The organism is Acinetobacter sp. I-MWF (genome assembly GCF_025433935.1).
In the GTDB taxonomy this organism is placed as follows: domain Bacteria; phylum Pseudomonadota; class Gammaproteobacteria; order Pseudomonadales; family Moraxellaceae; genus Acinetobacter; species Acinetobacter guillouiae.
This window is the reverse complement of sequence record NZ_JAMBAR010000001.1, coordinates 1,517,923-1,539,685: the sequence shown is the minus strand read 5'-3', so window position 1 is coordinate 1,539,685 and position 21,763 is coordinate 1,517,923. Positions and strand designations below refer to the sequence as shown.

Genomic DNA, 21,763 nt, shown 5'->3' with positions numbered 1-21,763 from the left:
ATCCAGTCTAAGTAAGTTTAAAATTCTCTACTTAGGCTGGAAATAACTTGCGTATATTGATCTTTAAAGAGCAATCTAGACGATAATTTAAAGCACTCCATAATAGGTGATTAAATAGGGTCTGTTGACAATTCGTCTATGTTTGCGACTACGTGTGTTTTTTAGGTGATACGAGACACGAAATACGTAATTTAGTCATTCTAAATCAGTAGTTCGTAACGATGTAGCAGCAAAAAAAACTCTAGTCCCGAAGGGTTGTGGCTAAAATTATCTCAGCCTACGTTATGAAACTCGAAAATAGTCTCGCTATTCTCTTCGTTTCCTGCCTTGCCTGCTCAATTTTAACCTACAACGCAAGCCATTTATGAAATGTCTACAGACCCTCTAAGTTTTAGGAGAATAATATCAATATTTCACTCAAGCCCCTGCAACTTTCCGATATAGATCTCATTTGGCAACATATTGATCGACGTGAATTAATCACTCAAATGTATCTACAACAAAAACAAAAATTACATTTGGTTGATTGTTTTTATGATGTGCAAAGCTGGGATGAATATCATTTAGAAAATGATCCCCCGCTGCTAAAGCAGCATCTTATTCAAGGTGGGCGATGTGTGGGCGCATTTAATCAATTGAATCGATTAATTGGTGTGCAACTGGTATCTAATCAAGTCATCAGGGATTATCCAGATGCGAAGCTATTACAATATTTTTATGTCGATGCAAATCATCAAGCTCTTGGTCTTGGTACACAGCTCATGCACTCTGCGATAAAATCAGCTGAGCAACTTGGTGCACAACAACTGTATATTTCAGCAACACCAACCCAGCGTACTGTCGACTTTTATCTTAAACAAGGTGCGATGGTCTTAGAAAAACCTGATCAGCAATTATGGGAATTAGAACCCGAAGATATTCATCTTATCTATATATTGTGATGATCTAACGGATACTAAAAATACAGGTCTAAATAATTCTAAAGATGGTGGCTGACTAAAAAACCAGCACACGAAGGTAATAACCCCATTTCGCTTCTGTGATTTAGTCTCATATTTATGTTCTTTTTTGAATATGTTTAGCATTTTTTCACCTATGGCCACATCAAAATAACAGCGCATATTTTAAAAAATGCATAATTCATCACAAGTTAGGAGAATTTTCTATAAAAAAAATTGATTTAGCAGGTTCTTCTATATTAAATATCAATAAAAGCAATTGTTAGTTTGCGGCGTTTTCCCTAAAATACAGCATTATTAATTAGAACCATATTTTTAGGTAGCTGACGCCATGACCTTTGTTGTCACTGAAAATTGTATTAAGTGTAAATATCAAGACTGCGTAGAAGTATGTCCAGTAGACTGTTTTTATGAAGGTCCAAATTTCCTAGTCATTAGTCCAGACGAATGTATTGACTGTGCGCTATGTGAACCTGAGTGTCCTGCAAATGCAATTTTCTCTGAAGATGAACTCCCTGAAGGTCAAGAAGTATTTATTGAACTAAATGCTGAACTTGCTCAAAAATGGCCAAACATTACTCAAATCGGTGATCAACCTGAAGATCGTGAAGAGTGGAATGGTAAAGCCGATAAATTACAATACTTAGAAAAATAAGTATTGTATAAAAAAGATCAGCTTAGGCTGATCTTTTTGCATTTTAATATGTAAATTGTACATTTATTTGCAATTTATCCATAATACACGCGCCAAACTAGACTAAAATAGCCCGTTACTTGCTTTAGCTAATATTGAGAATGAAATTTATTTTGAAAGGTTTACTTGCTGTCGGTGTTACTACAATGATTCTGGCTGGATGTACATCTTCCCCTCAAAAGAATCCAACAATTAGCACGTCGCATGGTCAGCGTATTTACATCCCCGAAGAAAAAATTACGATTGAGCGCCCCATTCCTCCTAAAACGATGCCTTCATCTTATCGCCAATGGTTGATCTATGGAGACAATCAGTCACGTGCACGTGATTATGAACGTTTTCTTGAACAAAATAATGCTGGAAATATTATTCCTAGTTTTGAGTTATTTAAAACTGCACGGGATTGGGACAAGTGTGGTAAGTCTGAATATATGATTCCAAGCCGTGAGCTTTGGAGTAATCAATTACCAACATTAAAAGTATTTAAATACTTGGTTGCCTCTAAAGTTCTGACTGATTTTACTGTAACCTCGGTATATCGAGACTTACCTTTAAACCAATGTGCCGGTGGTGCTGGATCTTCACGTCACTTATTCAATTCAGCCATTGATTTCCGTATTGGGCCAGAAAATCCTCAACCTCAAGATTATGCGTATATTGAACATACCAAATTCAAATTATGCCAGTTCTGGTCGCAGTATGGTCAAAGCTTAAACATGGGCTTAGGACTGTATGCTTCAGGGCAAATCCATATTGATACTCAAGGATATCGTACTTGGGGACCTGATCTCACCCGTAATAGCTCAATGTGTAATTTTTAATACTTACATTCAATTTAAAAGAGATCAATAAGATCTCTTTTTTATGACCAAGTATTTGATCATATTTTAGATCAAAACACCCTTAAATAAAAACGCCCGATGAAATTCATCGGGCGTTTTTTGAAATAAAATCAATCTATTTCAAACGTCAATCAACTGGATATCAATCTAGTCAATTGCAGGCGTATAGGTACCATCAGCAATTGCATCTTTAATACGATCCGCTTCTTCTAACACCAAGGCAAGAAGATTCTTGACGTTTTCTAAAGTTGCAACTGGACTTAAAGTGGTCATTTTCAAAGATTGAACCTGTCCAACTTTAGTTACACCAATATTGGCTTCACCACGCGCAAATAATTCATCTGCAACGTTTTGATTCAAAGTATCAAGTAATTCAACTGGATAATTGTCAGGTATTACACGGAATAATACCGATGCAAATTGTGGATCAACCAGCATTTCCAAACCAGCAGTAGCATTGATGTAATCTGCTACTTCACGAGTTAGCTTAACGCCATGGTCAATCATTGAGCCATAAAGCTCTTCACCTAGGTTTTCAATCGTCATCCACAATTTCAACGCATCAAAACGGCGTGTAGTTTGTAGAGATTTAGACACTAGGTTCGGTACACCATGTTCTTCATCATAAGCAGAATTTAAATATTCAGCTTCATAATGCATGAAACGATAGTTCGCTTCATCTTTCAACAAGAACGCACCACATGAAATACTTTGGAAATAATGCTTATGGAAATCCAATGTAATCGAATCAGACAATTCAATACCATCAAGCATTGAACGGTAGTCATTCGATAAGATCAGTGCACCACCCCATGCTGCGTCGATATGCATCCACGCGCCATATTTATTGGTGATTTCACGCACTTTCTTCAATGGATCAATCGCACCTGCATCGGTTGTCCCAGCAGTAGCAACAACACAAGCAACGATTTTACCTTCAGCCTGTAAATGCGCCATGGTTTTTTCGAGCGCATCAACATCCATCTGTGCATTTTCATTGACTGGAACAGTCACCACAGATTGGAAGCCCATGCCCATCATCGCCATGTTCTTTTGCACAGAAAAATGTGCATTTTCAGAGCAGATCACTTTGACATTACGCATGGCATCACTTGGAACGCCATCACGTTGCACAGACCAAGGCAGACCATTTTCGTCTTTCCAGTTCTTGGCAATACACCAATCACGCGCTAACAATACGCCCATTAAATTAGATTGAGTACCGCCAGAGGTGAACACACCTGCCTGACCTGCACCATAACCTACTTTTTGACGCAGCCAGTCAATCAATTGAACTTCCATCAAAGAACCTGCTGGGCTTTGATCCCATGAGTCCATTGATTGGTTGGTCGCATTAATCAAGACTTCAGCAATTTGACTTGTCACCATGGTTGGGCAATGCAAATGTGCTAAAGAGTGCGGATGATGTACTTTTAAACTTTTGTTCAGGAAAAGCTCAACCATACGTTCAAGCGATTGGTGTAAACCTAGACCTTGTTTAGACGGTGCAAAAGAAATCGCTTCACGAAGTTCTTTAATGCTCCCACCTGTATACATTTTGTCATTTTGCAACCATGCTGCGACCGCTTTAGTCGCCTCACCCATTGCTGACTCATAGTCAGCAATAGATTGAGCATCATTGCAGAGTAACGCTTTACGATGTTCTGCAAAATCTACCATGAATTAAGCGCCTCGAACTGCAATAAGAGCCTCTGCAACCGCTTTCTTAAAGCGCGCAATAGCTTCTTCACATTCTTCTTGAGTAATGATCAATGGGCAAAGTAAACGAATCACTGTACCGCTACGGCCGCCTTTTTCTAACAATAATTTATTGTTAAAACATGCCGTTTGAATTGCAGCAGCCAATTGTGAATCCGCAGGAAGAGAACCCATATGATCCGCTTGCTTACGCTCATCCACAATTTCGATACCGATCATTAAACCGCGACCACGAACATTACCAATACATGGGAATTCTTGCGCTAATTTTTTCAATTCAGCTTGTAAGAAATCACCACGTTGTTGCGCATTTTGTGCAAGGTTTTGCTCTTTAATGGTATTGATCGTTGCAAGACCAGTACCCATTGCAAGTTGGTTACCACGGAAAGTACCTGTGTGACCTGCAGGTTGCCAAGCATCAAACTTACGTTTAATACCCAAAACAGCCAATGGTAAGCTACCACCCACTGCTTTTGACATCACCACAACATCAGGTTCAATACCAGCATGTTCAAAAGCAAACATTTTGCCTGAACGTGCAAAGCCCGCTTGAACTTCGTCCAAAATCAACACAATGTTATGACGCTCAGTCACTTCACGGATTTTTTGCAACCATTTCGCCGGTGCTGTAACCACACCGCCTTCACCTTGAATTGCTTCAAGAATCACAGCTGCAGGCTTAGTTACACCGCTTTCGACATCTTCAATGAAGTTTTCGAAATAATAAGTTAAGGCATCAACACCTGCTTCACCGCCAACACCCAACGGGCAACGGTATTCATGCGGGTATGGCATAAATTGTACGCCTGGCATTAAGCCATTTACCGCATTTTTAGCAGATAAGTTACCTGTCATCGCTAACGCGCCATGAGTCATCCCATGGTAACCGCCAGAGAAACTGATAACTGTATTGCGACCTGTATAGGTTTTCGCCAATTTAATCGCTGCTTCTGTACCATCTGCACCAGATGGGCCACAGAACTGTAAGCAATACTCTTCTTGCCCACCCGGAAGTTGTGCAAGCAGTGCTTCAGTGAAAGCATCTTTTAAAGGCGTTGTTAAATCTAAAGTATGTAAAGGGAGACCACTCGCTAAAGTGTCTTGAATACTTTTAATCACCGCAGGATGGTTATGGCCTAATGCCAATGTTCCTGCCCCAGCTAAACAATCGAGGTACTTTGTACCTTCAACATCGGTAACCCAACAACCATGTGCTTCCGCTATCGCTAACGGTAATTTACGTGGATAACTACGAACATTCGATTCCATCTGACTTTGGCGAGTCAAGTAGTATTCGTTTGTGGAAGTGGCAGCAGGATTTACAGAAGTAACGCTCATATCGAATTACCATCTCTGATATGGGTTGAAAGAAATAAGTCGGGTGACTTGTGGTCCTTTGACTCGGTGCTTTATAGAAATCTAGTTAGAGTGCTTTTAATCTTCATAACTAGGAGCGCGATAATACAGTTTTTTACAAGAAAATAAATATCTTTTATGTACTTATCCACACTCCATTTATCGAAAAAAACATTTAGCTAAATCTAATTCGTTATTATCATCATACTATGTGACAAAGCAAAGAAAAGCCGATAATTAAAATCACTTTATAAATCTTAACCATTCTGATCATTTCTTATCACAATCAAACTCGATAAGCTTTTAATTTTTAAAACATTTTACTCAAAATAAAATTGCAATTCATATGCAAATTATTACAAATGCACCACAAAATCTGCCATAGTTTTCCGCAAACCAGATTTATGATTAAAAACAGATTCAATTTATACAATATATCTTTCGGTCATAAAATTTAGTCAAACAATTTTAAGGATTCATTATGCGTTATTTAGCTTTAACTACTTTACTCTTGGGAACCACACTGAGCACAATGACGATGGCAGCAGAAAATGACCCGTTAAACTACAATATTGTCAACGTTCAAGCAGATGCGACACGTCAAGTGTCTAATGATGAAATGCATGCTGTACTTTTTATTGAGAAAAACAACAAGCAACCTGCTGAGTTATCTTCTCAAATCACCCAGTTAATGAATCAAGCTATTAGCATTTCGAAAAAGTATCCACAAGTTAAAGTCGAAACAGGTTCACAAACCACTTATCCTGTTTATGACAATGACAACCAAAAATTGAAAGAATGGCGTGGTCGTGCAGAAATTCAAATCGAAAGTAAAGATTTTAAAGCGGCAAGCCAGTTAATCAACGAGTTGCAAACCAGCTTCCAAACACAATCGATTAATTTCACAGTGTCTGATGAACAACGTAAAAAAGTTGAAAATGAATTGATGGTTGAGGCTTCGAAGAACTTCCAACAACGCGCGCAAATTTTAACGCAAGCATGGAATAAATCGTCTTATAACTTGGTCAATATCAACATCAATACCAGCAACTCTTATCCGCAACCTGTTTATGCAGCACGCGCATCTATGGCTAAGTTCGAAGCTGCTGATGCCGTTGGTGGTCAAAATATGGCAGCGGGAGAGTCAAAAATCACAGTCAATGCCAATGGTTCAATCCAGTTTAAGTAAGTTTTTGATTATTATATAAACCGTGCTTATGCACGGTTTTTTACTATTGCAATATAAAAGAGTGAATATTTGATTAAAAAATCTATTAATTTGAATTAAACAATAGTTTTAAATGATAATCATCCTGATTTAAAAATATGCTTGAAGAGATTAAGATACGCACAATTTCAAATGCCTATCTCTTTATGAAAATTTCAAGCCATAGAACACCTGACTTCACCCTGTTTAAACCCTCACATCTCAGCCTTGCAATTGCTGTTTCACTTAGCTTTATATCCAATGCTGCCTTTGCCGAAGACGATCAAGAAACTTCAACGCAAACACTTAAAACAATCACCGTACAAGCTGAAGGAAACTGGCTTGAAGCAGCCAATGCTGAAAAAGTTCACAAGCATGCAGGTGCACGTACCATTATCGATCGTAAAAAAATGGACGAATCTGCGGTGACCTCTATCCGTGATGCGCTAAAACAAGTGCCAGGGGTTCAGGTTCAGGACAGCAATGGTACAGGGGGGAGTGATGTTTCACTCAATCTGGGTGTACGTGGCTTAACCTCTCGCCTCTCACCGCGCTCCACTGTCTTGATGGATGGTGTTCCATTATCCTTCGCGCCTTATGGTCAACCACAATTGTCTATGGCACCTGTTTCAATGGGCAATATTGAATCTGTAGACGTTGTTCGTGGCGCAGGTTCAGTCCGCTTTGGGCCTCAAAACGTGGGGGGAATCATCAACTTTAATACCCGTGCAATCCCTGAAAAACTATCAGGCTCTGTTGGTTTAACCACAGAATTCACCACAGGTACCGACCAACTCAAGTACAGCCCAAACCTATTTATCGGCGGTACTATGGATAATGGTTTAGGTCTTGCGCTACTTTATTCAGGAACCAAAGGAAATGGCTATCGCGAAGCCAATAACGACATAGATATTGATGACGTCATGTTAAAGTCGTCATATCAGTTTACAGATGCAGATTCGATTGCACTTAATTTGCATCATTATGAAGGTCGTGGCGAAATGCCAGAAGGCTTAACGACTGCGGATTATGCCAAAAACCCATACCAGTCGAACCAATACCGTAACTATTTTGCAGGGCGTCGTTCAGATGTTTCTGTTAAATATAGCCATAAAGATGAACGCAATAACTTTGAAATCCTTGGTTATTATGTCGATTCATTCCGTACCAGTGATCTAGAGTCAGCTGTAGAAGGTACTGCAAATAGTCGAATTAGTAACTCTCCACGTGATTATAAATATTTTGGCATTGAACCACGTTATTCACGTGCCTACACTTTAGGCAGTATGAATAATGAAGTCACAGTTGGTTATCGCTATTTACAAGAAGACAGTTCAGAGTTTTCGGGCCGTACAGCGCCATATAATACTGTAACAGGGACGCCAGGTGAGCGTCTTGCCAACACCACTAGTGAAGGTGGAACCAAAGCGCATGCCGTGTATATTGATAACCGTTTTGGTCTCGGTGCACTGACCATCACTCCAGGTGTACGTTTTGAGTCAATTAAAACCCATAATGATTATACCGCTTATCAAAATGGTAAATTCATCAATACAGTACATCCAAAAATAAATTCTGATGAATTTTTACCAAGCCTTGCAGTGCAATACAATTTCAATGAACAATGGAATATCTTTGCCAATGCAGCGGTTTCTTTTGGTCCTCAACAATATAACCAATTGGCTAAAGTTGAAGGAAATAAAGCGATAACCACTTTAGATGGTTTACATCCTGAAAAATCCAACAACTACGAAATTGGGACTAAATATCTCGGCAATGGCTTAAATGCTGAATTTACAGTGTTCTATTTAGACTTTGATAAAGAATTATTACTTGAACGCCCTGACAATATTGGTACAGGCATTTGGACCAATCTAGGTGCAACCAGTCATAAAGGTGTAGAGCTTGGCCTAAGTTATGACTTTGGTAATATCTACAACTCTCTGCAAGGCTTAAAAGTCTATAGTAACTATACATTTACCAAAGCAGTGTCTGAGGCAGGTAAATTTGCTGGTAAGGACTTACCTTATTATTCAAGACATGTTGGAAATTTAGGGCTTGGTTATAGCTTTGACAAATGGTCTGTCAATGCAGATATGTTTGCTCAATCTAAACAACATGCGCCGGGTTCAGGCAATGTTTACCAAACCGTTGAAACGGCAGATGGTCGTACTGGTGATATCCCAGGTTACTCAACTTTTGCGGTACGTACTGGTTATGATTTTGGACAAGATTTTTACGGCTTGAAAGTTGCTGGTGGGATTAAAAACCTATTTGATCAAGAATATTTTACTCGTTCATCTGACTCTACAGGTGGTAAATACGTAGGGCAACCGCGTACTTTCTATCTACAAACTTCTGTTGATTTCTAATTTTTTGAAAAATTTGTAGATTTACAAAGCATTTAAAACTAAAGCGCTAATCTCATGGATTGAGATTAGCGCTTTTTAATTACTTTTATTTGAATATATTCTATGATTATTCTCTTAAAATAACAGTTAGAACAATCTGTAATGGAATACGAGACAATACTTCTGAGTTTAGGCTTCTTCGCTTTTTGTGCGGGTTTAATTGATGCTGCGGTGGGTGGAGGTGGATTAGTTCTACTCCCAGCACTAATGCATGCCTTTCCCAATCAAAGTCTCGCCACAGTTTTTGGAACCAATAAAATCATTGCCATGGCAGGCACTGTATCTTCTGCATTTGCTTACTTTAAGAAAGTTACGATCAATTGGAAACTTATACTACCCACAATGTTGGCAGCATTTATATTTTCTTTTTTAGGTGCAATGTCAGTTTCGTTGATTCCGAAAGAACTGATGCGTTATATCGTATTCTTTCTGCTGATCTTGATTGCAATCTACACCTTTGCCAAAAAAGACTTAGGTAAAATCCATACTGTGCTACAGACGGGTAAGAAAGAAATTGCGTTAGGTTTATTTTTTGGCGCCTTAATTGGATTTTATGATGGAATTTTTGGCCCAGGGACAGGCAGTTTTTTACTCTTTCTGTTTGTGAAAGTATTTGCTTTTGATTTTTTAAATGCGTCTGCATCTGCCAAATTGGTCAATGTCGCCACCAATATTTCTGCCATGTTTTTCTTCATCCCTTCTGGGCATATTTTATGGATGGCTGGCATCATTTTAGCAGTTTGCAATATTTTAGGCTCACTTGCGGGTACAGCTTTAGCATTTAAATATGGAAGTGGTTTTATTCGTATTTTCTTTTTAATTTTACTGGTGTTTTTAATTGGCCGAATGGGCTATGACTTATTTATCAGTTAGTCATTCATACTAAATATACAAATTGAAAGAAGCCCGCCAAAATGCAGGCTTCTAAACTAAGATTATAAAAAAACTTCCTATGGAAGTTTTTCCAAAAATTTAAATCTTTTCAGCTTTATCTAAAAAGTATTGTGTGGCTTCAGTTAAATCCATATCTAATTCATTGGCAATAATGGCTAACCACCAAACACATTCACCTAGCTTATGCTGCAACTCTTGCTGAGCATCGCCTTTGTGTAACCACTTCCCCGTCTGCGCCATCACTAATCTCCCAACCAATCCAGCATCAGATAAAAATGCCAACGCATCCTCTTGCACTGTCCATTCAGCATGATGATTTATTCGCTCTAGCTCATGATAACGTTCTCTGATTTTTACTGAACGTGCTACAACCTCATCAACCGTTATTTTATGATCCATCATTTTGCTCGTTTAAAAATTAGAGCTTACTTGATTTTGTAAAATTGATTTGATTAGAAATGTAATGCGTTCAAAATTGAGTGTGTAACAATAATCGCTATTGATACACTTTTTATGAGTGAAGCGTTCAAACATAATTTTATAAAATGATTTGTCTAAAAAAAGCTAAGTAAAATCAGGACGCGCCCAGCGTTCACTCATATGCCAATTGACCAGATCAATAGCTGCATCACTTTCTAAAAATTCATTTTCATCTTCTAAAGCATCTTCATTCAGTTGATATAAGTCATTGTCTAAATCATCTGAAAATTGTTGAAGTAAATCGGTAATCGAGTTGGCGACTAGAATACCAACATCATATTCATGATCAATAAAGATTACTTGGCCAATTTGACCAACGGCGGTGGGTGCTAAATCCACATACAAACCTGTGCGCCCACCATCGTGCGCAAACTGAACCCAATCTCGATGATGGGCATTGGTTGGATTGATTTGTGGGTCAGCATGTTGAAGAACAAACAACTCATCAACGAGATCCGCAAGATCGGCACGTTTATTTTCAATATTGGTGAGCGATAAAAATTCCATACCATAAAATAAACTGCCTAAATTTTCCTCTTCATTCATTCCATTATGCCAACAGTACAACTGTTTAAAATCATCAGGTAAATGTTTAGAAAGCCTTTGTTCAAATTGTTCTATATCTGAAATACTTGCCGCGGGATTGAGTGATTGATTTGCGATCTTTGCTGCATGTTGCACTAACCAATTTTGTATATTTTCTAATTGTTTTTGAATCATGTTCTTCTCATTAACCCTTATAACAGTCAAATAAACTTTACTGAAAAACCCAATCATTGACAATAAAAAAGCCACTTAAAAGTGGCTTTAGCTTTAGCAAATCAACTACTTTTTAAATGGAAATGCATATTTCACAATACGTCCAAGGACTTGACCATACTGCTTAAACAAACTTGCATTGTTGTAGTTTAAACCATACTTTTTACATACCGCTTCAACTTTAGGTGCCATTTTACGATAGCGACGAGCAGGTACTTCAGGGAATAAATGATGCTCGATTTGATGGCTCAAATGACCTGTCAAAATATGAAATGCTTCTGAACCGGTTAAATTCGAAGAACCGCGGATCTGGCGCATATACCAATGTCCACGACTTTCATCCTGTAAAACAGTTTTAGGGAACACTTCGACATCTTTAGTAAAGTGACCACAGAAAATGATACTAAATGTCCAAATATTACGGATACCATTGGCAACTAAATTACCTGTAAATACAGGTAAAGCTGCGGGGCCTGCAATCACGGGAAAGAAAAGATAATCTTTAAAAAACTGTTTACCAATTTTCTTTTGAGTTGGCTTCCACTCTTCTTTAAATTGCGCCCACGTTTTACGTTTATAAACCAATTTACCAATTTCAAGGTTTTGAATCGCAACGCCCCATTGGAACAATAGACAGAACGGAATTGCATATAAAGGCTGCAATAAAAAACCCGGTTTCCAACGTTGTTCTGGAAATAAACGCAATAAACCATAGCCAATATCATCATCCATCCCTTTGATATTGGTATAGGTATGATGCTTATAATTATGGGTCTGGCGCCAGTTGTCAGAGGTTCCAACAATATCCCATTCGTAAGTTGTACCTTTAAAGCGTGGATCATTCATCCAATCATATTGTCCGTGCATGACATTATGACCGAGTTCCATGTTTTCCATGATCTTGGCAAAGCTCAGTAAACCAGTACCAAGTAACCATGCTGGTGGGAACCAACCCGCAAATAAGCATGCTCGGCCTAAAATACTGCTATAACGAATAGCGGCATATACTTTTTTGATATATTTGGCATCTTTTTCACCAATATCATCTAAGACTTCTTGCTTAATCGCATCCAGCTCGCGCGCTAAAGCATCCAGCTCAGTCTCGGTCAATTCACGGTTTTTGATGTTTTTAAAATATTGAATTTTAACTGGCATATTCATGATAAAACTCGCTTAAAGATCAATAACTAAATCAGTTTTGGCAGTATTCACACAAATTCTCAGTAAATTATTCGGTTCAAAATTTTCTTGACCATTGACTAAGTTTTTTGTGGCACCCTGTGCTTTATTACACGCGCATTTATTGCAAATCCCCATTCTGCAACCATGTTCTGGTTTGATATTTTGTTGTTCTAAGCCAACTAAAATGGCTTGACCTTTAGGAATTGCAATCACTTTATTGGATTTGGTTAATGTGACATTGATAAAACCGGTGTCATCAGAAATCACTGGGCTTAGGCTAAATGCTTCGCTTTTAAGTACCTTGGCCTGTTCAAACAATTGTTCAGCTGTTGCCACAAAACCTGAAGGACCACATACATACACCGTACTTTGCTCAAGATTTTTAATGATATGTAAATATTCATTATTTAAACGTGCGTCTGCGGGTACTTCTTGGGTATAGAACACATCAAATTTAAAATCGAGATACTGTTGGGCTAATTGCTCAAACTGTTGTTTAAAGGCAACGTCTGCATTTTTTTTAACCCAATACATCAAATGTACTGGCTGACGATCAAGTTGCTGGTTGGCTGCCAAGGCCTGAATCAAGCTATACATCGGTGTAATACCGCTTCCCGCTGCGACCAGAATCAATGGACTGACTACTTGAGGCAATAACATATCACCATAAGGTCGACCAAATTCAATCACTTCACCCACTTGGGCATGTTCAAATAACCAGTTACTCACAATGCCTTTTTCTACTTTTTTTGCTGTGAGTAATACATGTTGCGTATCTAATTGAGTCAGACTATAGGTACGTTCATAACGACGGCCATTAATTTCGACAGTGATCGGATGATGCTGCCCAGCCAACCCCATTTTAAACAAACGGTTAATTTTGATGGTTAAACTGATCGTTTCTGCGGAGGATTGTTCTTTTTCAACTATTTTCCCCAAAGCTTGTTGAACTGACCACAATGGATTAATTTTCTGTAGCCAAAAATTAGTCGTATGAGTACCTAACACCATATCAAATATAGCGTTTACGGGAGATTTTTGCTTTTCAATAGCGTGCATACTAGGCTCACCATCTGAGTGATTTTTAATTATTATACACATGTATATATATTTGTATATACGCGTGTATTGTATCTAGACATTTCATTTATGTAATGACAAAGGCTATAATGAAAAAAATATTTTAACTATTTGATACTTTATGAATCCAACGTCCGTATTACCTCAGAACCCAGCTACCCTTCAAGATCAAATTCATGAGCTTGAAAAAGTTTCTGTACGTACTGTTGGACGCAAAGCGACAATTACCAAAGAAGAATTATTCCAAGCCGCGTTAAATTTGATTGGACCGCAAAAAAGTATTTCCTCTTTAAGTTTAAGAGAAGTTGCTCGTGAAGCTGGGATTGCTCCAAATAGTTTTTATCGTCACTTTAAAGATATTGATGAGTTGGCGATTGAACTGATTGATCGTTCAGGTGTGGTGCTCCGTCAAATTTTGCATGAAGCTCGAATTAAGGCAATTAGACAAAGCAGTATTATTCGTAGTTCAGTTGAAGTATTTATTGAACAACTAGATGCCGATGAAGGTAACCTCAGTTTACTACTGCGTGAAGGTTATACAGGATCAAAGCAATATAAACTTGCTGTAGACAAACAACTTAATTATTTCCAACAAGAACTCCAAGAGGATTTGATTCGAATAGAACGCATCAATCACAGTAAATTAACCCATCCTGATTTAGTCGCCAAAGCCATTACTCAGCTGGTATTTAATATGGGTGCCAAGGTGATTGATTTGCCGATTGCTGAACGTAAAGAAGTCGCTGAACAAACCATGGTGATGATTCGCATGTTACTCGAAGGTTCGCGTCATTTAGACGAAGCGCAAATTAAATAATACCAATTCTTTCATAGCCGATTAAATATAAGTATCAAGACCCAATGATCAGTCACAATCAACAAAATATTCGTGTAGGCATACTTGGTGTGACTGGCCGCATGGGTCAAATGCTAGTTCAGGCCTGTCTCAATGCGGGACTAAACATTACTGTTGCTACAGCAAGAGTTGCAAGTGCAGCGATTGGTCATGAACTAGGGCAATATCTCAATCTAGCACCATTAAATGTGCTTATTTCAGATCGTTTGGAAGATGTCATTCAGCATTGTGATGTGGTGATTGATTTCACTACAGCAGAAGCATTATCGCAACATTTAAAAATTTGTCAGCACGCTAAAAAGCCGATGATTATTGGTATCACTGGTTTATCTGAGCAATTAAATCAACACATTGCTCAAGCCGCGCAAAATATTGCTATCGTGCATTCTGGCAATTATTCCATTGGCGTCAATCTTAGTGTTGATCTGGTTCGAGTTGCTGCCCAATTATTAGGTACAGGATTTGAAGCTGAAATCATCGAAGCACACCACCGACAAAAAATAGACGCACCATCAGGTACTGCATTGATGTATGCAGAAGCAATTGCTCAAGTCAGAACGCAATTGCTCAGTGATTTAGCGGTCTATCAACGCCATGCTCAGGTTACTGAGCGAGCACCCCAACAGATCGGTTTACAAGCTATACGTGGTGGTGACATTGTTGGTGAACATAACACGATATTTTATGGTCATGGGGAACAGGTCGAAATCAAACATATTGCAAGCAATCGGATGAACTTTGCGACAGGTGCAATTCGTGCCGCAATGTGGTGTATGTCTCGACCCGCTGGCTTATATAATATGCATGACGTGATTCATTTGAATCACTCACTTTAATAGCGCTCTATGTACTGCTCAATGTACGCAGCATTATTTTTTTTTGCTCAATCCCACGATAGTGATCTTTTATCTTTCTATAACGTTTTTTAAAGACTTTTCACCCTGTATTCAGGCCAAATATTTTCACATTGAATTAAGCTTTGTATTTAAAAATAGCTATCTCGCCGCGAGTTAGAGTGATATAAATCTAACTTGGTATTTTTATATTCCCCTATACATCAATTGTATAATTGAGCTCTATTCACATGAAACTGTTAAATGATCGTCAAAGTATTATTGCAAGTTACGTACTCATGCTGATCTTTTTGTCTTTACTGATTCCCTTGCATCTTTTAGCGTCATTTTTTGCAGGTTTTGTTGTTTTTGAAATCATCAATAGTTTAGGTAGCATTACAGAAAGATATATTGATGGTCAAAGAGCTCGCCTGACCATTAGCATTATTCTAGCCATCTTTATTATTTCTTTGATTGTGCTCAGCATCACAGGGTTAATCAGCTTTGTTCAACATGATTTGCAAGGTGCGGGAATCAATGCCATCAGTGACCAAGTCGATAAAACCTTACAAAAGCTACAACTTGAAGTGGCACAATATATTCCCGGATTTATTCCTTATTCACTCACTGAATTAAAAGATCAAACCTTTGATTTAATCAAAGATAATTTATCAACCTTAAAAAGTACCGGAACAGGCTTTTTACATAATTTAGCCACCATGCTGATTGGTATGATTGTAGGGATCCTTGTCTCATTAAACCAACTGCGTCCACAGCCAGATCAGCCAGAATTTAAGCGTGCCATGATCACACGTATTGAGAATCTTTCGTCATCTTTTAAAAATGTGGTGTTTGCTCAGTTTAAAATTTCGTTAATCAATACTTTTTTATTTTTGATTTTCTCTCACCTGATCCTTCCTGTATTTGATATACATTTACCTTTTGCCAACACCTTAGTGATCCTGACTTTTATTTTTGGCTTAATTCCAATTGTCGGAAACTTACTCTCCAATACCATTATTGTTATGGCAGGTTTAACCATTTCAGTATCTACCGCAGGTATCGCACTACTTTATCTGATTTTTATCCATAAGCTGGAATACTTTATTAATGCCAAAATTATTGGCACAAAAATCCATGCAGCGTCATGGGAAGTGTTATTGGCAATGTTAGTCTTTGAGTCATTCTTTGGCTTAGCGGGTCTAATTGTTGCACCCATCTTCTATGCCTATATCAAGTTAGAACTTAAACAAGCCGAAATGATTTAAAGCTGAAATGATTTAAAGCATAGTTCATTTGAGTCATCAAGAAACCCTTCTTTTAAAGGTGTGAAGTATTACACTGTAAAAGAAGAAAATTAAAAAAGCCTGAGTTGATCAGCATTACAATTCAGGCTTTTTTGCTAATAATACGAATACTGTTAAAAACTTTTATTCCCAGACCACTTCTCGTTTCTGTTGTGCCCAAGCATCTAAAAATGGCTCATAGCGACTTTCAATTTTATTACGTTTAATTTTCATTGTTGGGGTAAGTAAATCATTTTCCATGGTCCATGCTTCATTGACTACGACAAAGAAGCTGATTTTTGCATGGGGCTCAAGTTCTTCATTGATCTTCACTCTTAATGCTTTCAAGGTGTTTTCAATTTCATCTCGCTTAGGGTTCTGCTTCAGACTGTTACGAATATCTTCAGCCAACATAATAAAGGCAATTGGTTGTGGTTGGCTTGAACCACCAATACATACAGATTCAATTAAGGCCTGATTTCCGATTTTTTGCTCAGTCGGAACTGGCATGATGTATTTGCCTTTGCTTGTTTTAAAAATATCTTTAATTCGACCCGTAATTTTTAAACGCCCTTCTGCATCGATCTCGCCCAAATCCCCAGTACGTAAAAATCCATCTTCGGTCATATCTTCTGCGGTTTTTTCTGGATTTTTATAATAGCCCAACATTGTTCCTGGGCTTTTTACCAAAATTTCACCATTTTCATCAATTTTACACTCCACTTTAGGTTGGGCATGCCCCACATAACCACTGGCAAACTGCCCCACACGTGTCACATGCGAATAACCACAATTTTCAGTCATACCATAGACTTCAAGTAACTCTAAACCTAAATTCCGGTACCATAAAATAATATCTGTAGGTAACGGTGCCGCAGCAGTAAATGCATAACGGACATGATTTAGCCCGAGTTTAGTGAGTAATTTCTTTTTAACCAACTTACCCAACACCGGTATTTTAAATAAAACCTTTTGTATATGGAGGGGTATTTTTTCATTAACGCCCAAATAAAACTTGGTCCATAAGCGTGGTACCGAAAAGAATAGTGTGGGTTTGGCACGATTCAAATCTTCGACAAAGGTTTCAATTGAATTTGCAAAATACACGGTAAAACCACACACCATCAATGAAGATTGAATAAAAATACGCTCAGCAACATGTGCAAGTGGTAAATAAGATAAGGCCCGATCAGATGTTGTCACTTGATAAGTCAATCTGAGTTCACGAGCGCCAGATAAAAGCGTCGCAAAACTTTGCATAACCCCTTTAGGTACACCAGTACTACCAGACGTATAAACGATGGTCGCTAAATCATTTTTATTGGGTAATACCGGGTTTTCTAGTGGCGCAACAGATTGTACAATATCATTCCATTGCGGTGCATCGAATTCAGGTGATAATGCCAAACGCACACAAGCTAGATCTTGTGGAATGATTGTTTTTACCTCATTCCAGCTATCCGCTTTACCGTCCAATTTTCCAATAAATAAGAGTTTGGCTTCACTGTGGTTGAGTACATAAGCCGCACCTTCCGCATTGAGTGTTGGGTAGAGCGGGACTGATATATGACCTGACATCCAGATCGCTAAATCTGCCATAAGCCAATGCGCACTATTTTTACCATAAATTGCGATCGCACTCTTTTCAGGCAAGTTTAAAGACTGTAAATAACTCGCCATACTGCGAACTTGTTGTGCAACTTCCGACCATGTGTAATGCACCACATTGCCATTGGCCAATGGTTGTACAAACACATCTTTTTGCGGTAATTGCTTTTCCCAATGAAGTAGATAGTGCACATGGGTATCATGAAACTCAACAAAATCCTTGTTTTCCATATCATTTCTTCCATTATTTTAAGTTTTTATCTTGGCTATAGACGGTTGCTTTCGAACTTGTCTATTTGGATACACAATACTGAATGATCAAATTACATGGGTGGGTAAACTTTATCTCTAAGGAACAAATTGAGATCAAAGTACACTATTTTAATAGCATAAAAACGGTTGCGATGTATACAACAAACTCCCTGTAAATCCTTCATTGATTATTGTTGTAAAGTAGATCTCATCCAATGATACATGGCGTTTCTATCGTGTGGTGACATTGATGCATGGTCTATAGCCCCTCATACAAGATATGACCATATAAATGGTGCAATAATAGGAATTAATTTTTATAAATGGGTATAACTTTTACATTTAAAATCAAATAAATAAAAACAACCCAATAATTGATTATTTAAATATGCATAACGTATACATCAAAAAAGCTCCCGAAGGAGCTTTTAGAATCTAGATAAAATTGCACTAAATTAAGGTTTAACCACGACCAATACCTGAATCGCCTCTGGCGTTACAGAAACACCTTCCAATAGGCTTAAACCTTCTTTCTGGAATTTCTGTAAACGTTCAATTTCATCTGCACGAATACTTGGATTAAATTGCTTTAAGTAACTTAAACGATCAATTTCATATTGCCATTTGCTACCATAAATTTCTTTAGCTTGCTCTTTTAACTGCGGTAAAACACCTTTAGCAATATCTAAAGCTTGTGCATAGCGTTCTTCAATCACTTCACGACGTGCTTTCACCACTTGACGACAGCTATTGCTATCTAAATGATGCAAATACGGCTTAATAATTTCCGGATCAAGCTTGGCAGTAATATCCTGACCCGTTTCAGTCAATAACACTCGAATCAATTGTGTCGGCAAACTTGAAGGTAAATTTAATGCCTTAGGTGCAACCACATCCACTTTAAACCAAACTTCCAACAAAATCGTGCCTTGTTTAAGTGCATTGGTTTTTAGAATCGCAACATTGGTACTACCAAAAGATTGAGTACGGATAATTTCCATCACACTTTCAGTAAACGGATGTTCAAGTGTTAAATATTGCGCGTCTTCACGGATCTGTGCTTGATCACGATAGAAGGTTGCAGTCATGCCCTCTTCGTCGATATCCAAGCCTTGCACTTGCATTTGATCGGTGGGTTTAATAATCACCGTTCCATTGCTTTGCTCATCAAAGTCAATGTTAGTCGATGCCATAAACCGCTTCATAAACATTGGCAACAAAGTATTGTCATCATAGTCTTCAAGCGCAGTAACAATTTCTTGTGCCACGATCGGACGACATGAATTGTATTCCAATAAACGGTCACGACCATCTTGCAATTCAACTTCAAGTGCTTGACGCTGCACATTGACCGCTTCAAGAAGCTCTTCAAAGGCTTGGCCTTTATCATCCAATAAGCAATCTTTTAAATCGACAATAAAGTTTTCTTGTAAGGTTTGTGCTGTAGGCGAAATATTACTGAAAATATTTAGCGCTTCATTGTACCAACGGAACATACGCTCTTGCGCTGTACCGACAAGATAAGGCACATGAATCTGAATACGATTTTCCTGACCAATACGGTCTAAACGACCAATACGCTGTTCAAGTACATCTGGATTTGCTGGCAAATCAAACAACACAAGATCAGAAGCAAACTGGAAATTACGCCCTTCTGAACCAATTTCAGAACACAGTAAAATCTGTGCACCATAAGAGTCTTCAGCAAAATAAGCCGCTGCTTGGTCACGTTCCAATAAGCTCATGCCTTCATGGAACATTGCGGTGCGGATACCCGCGTGGATGCGTAAAGCATTTTCAAGTGCTTCAACAACTGGACCACTACGTGCAATCAGCAGTACTTTTTTATGTTTTAAATCAGAACGTAATCGTTCCATCAACCACATGACACGTGGGTCTGTTTCCATCCATGCGCCATCAAGTTGCAGCTCTTCTGGCCACATTTGTTCGCGTAATTTTCCATCTTTAGACCAGTTTTCTGGTGCTGGCAATGGTGCTGGTTGGCAATCACGTCCAGGGAAACCTTGAATTGCTTCACGGGTATTACGGAACAAGATACGACCAGTGCCATGACGGTCTAAAAGTTCATGAATTGCACGGAAACGATGTTCAGGCTGATCTTCAATCGGATGACCTAATAATTTTTCAACCGCTGCCAAATGTTCTGCTTCAAGTGGCAAATCTGACATCAACACTTCAGCAATTTTAGCAGTGTGATGATATTGCTCTTCTTCATCAAGGAAACGATCAAGCGAACTAAAACGTTGCGGATCAAGTAAACGTAAACGGGCAAAATGACTTTCTACGCCTAACTGTTCAGGCGTTGCCGTTAAAAGCAGCACACCTTCAGTTTTTTCAGCAAGCTCTTCAACCAGATCATAACGGTCATTACCGCCTTCCTCTTCACTCCACATCAAATGATGCGCTTCATCGACCACTAACAGATCAAAACCAGCGTCTATGGCTTGCTCACGCAAATCATCATGGTCAATCATTAAATCTACTGAAGCAATGATACATTGTTCAGTCAGGAATGGATTGAGTTCAGGATCATGCTCTTTGATTGAAGCTGTACGAGTCAGATCAAACAATGAGAAATTCAAATTGAAACGACGACGCATTTCAATCATCCATTGATATTGTAATGAATCTGGCACAAGAATCAGAATTCGCTCAGAACGACCCGTTTTGAGTTGTTGATGGATGATGAGTCCCGCTTCGATTGTTTTACCTAAACCGACTTCATCTGCAAGTAATACACGAGGGGCAAATCGTTTACCCACTTCATGGGCAATATACAACTGGTGTGGAATCAAACCTACACGCGCGCCAACCAAACCACGTAATGGTGACGTTTGCATATTGGCTTGCATTTGCATCGCTTCAATACGTAAGTCATACCATTCTTTATAGTCAATTTGGCTTGCCAATAAACGTTCTAAAGGCTTTGACAATTGAATTTGTGCGCCAATACGCGTTTCGTTTAACGCTTTCTTCTCTTGTTCACCACTATCCAATGTACGAATAACATTGTAACGAATCACACCACTGCGATCGTCTAAAGACTCGACAATCCACTTGATGCCTTCTTGGTCTTGGACTTCATCATTGATATTAAAAACAATACGAGATAATGGGGCATTATTACGTGCATAGACACGAGTTTCGTCACTTTTTGGAAAAAGAATACTGATTGAACGTTCATCGACGTCAATCAATACACCTAAACCTAACTCAGTTTCTGTGTCCGATAACCAACGTTGACCTATAGCAAATTGTTGCAATTTTTCCACCTTTATCTCATGTTAGGGCTAAAACACGGTTGCTCAAATCAGGAGAATATTT

Annotated in this window: 17 protein-coding genes; 9 read left to right on the top strand and 8 right to left on the bottom strand. The window is 38.4% G+C overall.

Features of this window, described 5'->3' with window-relative positions:
* The first annotated feature begins 410 nt into the window (after positions 1–410).
* The 3 genes from M2R48_RS07225 (at position 411) to M2R48_RS07215 (ending at position 2,474) form a co-directional block, all read left to right on the top strand.
* Entirely contained in the window at positions 411–941 is a 531-nt protein-coding gene (locus M2R48_RS07225) for a GNAT family N-acetyltransferase (protein WP_410004177.1), read from the top strand.
* 349 nt (positions 942–1,290) lie between these two features.
* Positions 1,291–1,614 (top strand): ferredoxin FdxA, encoded by a 324-nt coding sequence (gene fdxA / locus M2R48_RS07220; protein ID WP_004721686.1) that lies wholly within the window; start codon positions 1,291–1,293, stop codon positions 1,612–1,614.
* Between the two features lie 140 nt (positions 1,615–1,754).
* On the top strand, positions 1,755–2,474 hold the full coding sequence (locus M2R48_RS07215) for a D-Ala-D-Ala carboxypeptidase family metallohydrolase (RefSeq protein WP_004721687.1): 720 nt from the start codon (positions 1,755–1,757) through the stop codon (positions 2,472–2,474).
* Between the two features lie 168 nt (positions 2,475–2,642).
* Here M2R48_RS07215 and M2R48_RS07210 read toward each other — a convergent pair whose 3' ends face one another.
* Entirely contained in the window at positions 2,643–4,175 is a 1,533-nt protein-coding gene (locus tag M2R48_RS07210) for a pyridoxal phosphate-dependent decarboxylase family protein (RefSeq protein WP_004721689.1), read from the bottom strand.
* Between the two features lie 3 nt (positions 4,176–4,178).
* Positions 4,179–5,552, bottom strand: a complete 1,374-nt coding sequence (locus M2R48_RS07205; RefSeq protein ID WP_004721690.1) for a diaminobutyrate--2-oxoglutarate transaminase — start codon at positions 5,550–5,552, stop codon at positions 4,179–4,181.
* A gap of 499 nt (positions 5,553–6,051) precedes the next feature.
* On the opposite strand from M2R48_RS07205, the gene M2R48_RS07200 reads away from it, so the two are divergent.
* The 3 genes from M2R48_RS07200 to M2R48_RS07190 all read left to right on the top strand — a co-directional run bounded on the left by M2R48_RS07200 (position 6,052) and on the right by M2R48_RS07190 (position 10,061).
* Positions 6,052–6,759 (top strand): SIMPL domain-containing protein, encoded by a 708-nt coding sequence (locus M2R48_RS07200; protein WP_004721692.1) that lies wholly within the window; start codon positions 6,052–6,054, stop codon positions 6,757–6,759.
* Between the two features lie 185 nt (positions 6,760–6,944).
* Positions 6,945–9,149 (top strand): TonB-dependent receptor family protein, encoded by a 2,205-nt coding sequence (locus M2R48_RS07195; RefSeq protein WP_262087458.1) that lies wholly within the window; start codon positions 6,945–6,947, stop codon positions 9,147–9,149.
* A 141-nt stretch (positions 9,150–9,290) separates the two neighbouring features.
* A complete protein-coding gene (locus M2R48_RS07190) occupies positions 9,291–10,061 on the top strand; it encodes a sulfite exporter TauE/SafE family protein (RefSeq protein WP_262085591.1) in 771 nt (256 codons plus the stop codon).
* A 99-nt stretch (positions 10,062–10,160) separates the two neighbouring features.
* Here M2R48_RS07190 and M2R48_RS07185 read toward each other — a convergent pair whose 3' ends face one another.
* The 4 genes from M2R48_RS07185 to M2R48_RS07170 form a co-directional block, all read right to left on the bottom strand.
* Entirely contained in the window at positions 10,161–10,484 is a 324-nt protein-coding gene (locus M2R48_RS07185) for a hypothetical protein (RefSeq protein ID WP_016539042.1), read from the bottom strand.
* 162 nt (positions 10,485–10,646) lie between these two features.
* A complete protein-coding gene (locus M2R48_RS07180; protein ID WP_004820316.1) occupies positions 10,647–11,282 on the bottom strand; it encodes an SMI1/KNR4 family protein in 636 nt (211 codons plus the stop codon).
* Between the two features lie 105 nt (positions 11,283–11,387).
* A complete protein-coding gene (locus M2R48_RS07175; RefSeq protein ID WP_262085590.1) occupies positions 11,388–12,482 on the bottom strand; it encodes a fatty acid desaturase family protein in 1,095 nt (364 codons plus the stop codon).
* A gap of 12 nt (positions 12,483–12,494) precedes the next feature.
* The gene (locus tag M2R48_RS07170; RefSeq protein ID WP_262085588.1) at positions 12,495–13,562 is read right to left on the bottom strand and encodes a ferredoxin reductase; all 1,068 of its coding nucleotides are present in this window, start codon (positions 13,560–13,562) and stop codon (positions 12,495–12,497) included.
* A 142-nt stretch (positions 13,563–13,704) separates the two neighbouring features.
* On the opposite strand from M2R48_RS07170, the gene fabR reads away from it, so the two are divergent.
* The 3 genes from fabR (at position 13,705) to M2R48_RS07155 (ending at position 16,540) form a co-directional block, all read left to right on the top strand.
* Positions 13,705–14,400 (top strand): HTH-type transcriptional repressor FabR, encoded by a 696-nt coding sequence (fabR, locus tag M2R48_RS07165; RefSeq protein WP_004721706.1) that lies wholly within the window; start codon positions 13,705–13,707, stop codon positions 14,398–14,400.
* 44 nt (positions 14,401–14,444) lie between these two features.
* Complete coding sequence (dapB, locus tag M2R48_RS07160; RefSeq protein ID WP_262085587.1) at positions 14,445–15,275, top strand: 4-hydroxy-tetrahydrodipicolinate reductase; 831 nt, start codon at positions 14,445–14,447, stop codon at positions 15,273–15,275.
* Positions 15,276–15,523: 248 nt separating this feature from the next.
* Entirely contained in the window at positions 15,524–16,540 is a 1,017-nt protein-coding gene (locus M2R48_RS07155) for an AI-2E family transporter (RefSeq protein WP_105714264.1), read from the top strand.
* A 162-nt stretch (positions 16,541–16,702) separates the two neighbouring features.
* Here M2R48_RS07155 and M2R48_RS07150 read toward each other — a convergent pair whose 3' ends face one another.
* Both M2R48_RS07150 and rapA read right to left on the bottom strand, forming a co-directional pair.
* Positions 16,703–18,397 (bottom strand): AMP-binding protein, encoded by a 1,695-nt coding sequence (locus M2R48_RS07150; RefSeq protein ID WP_262085586.1) that lies wholly within the window; start codon positions 18,395–18,397, stop codon positions 16,703–16,705.
* Positions 18,398–18,873: 476 nt separating this feature from the next.
* Entirely contained in the window at positions 18,874–21,711 is a 2,838-nt protein-coding gene (rapA, locus tag M2R48_RS07145; protein WP_262085585.1) for an RNA polymerase-associated protein RapA, read from the bottom strand.
* Positions 21,712–21,763: the final 52 nt, after the last annotated feature.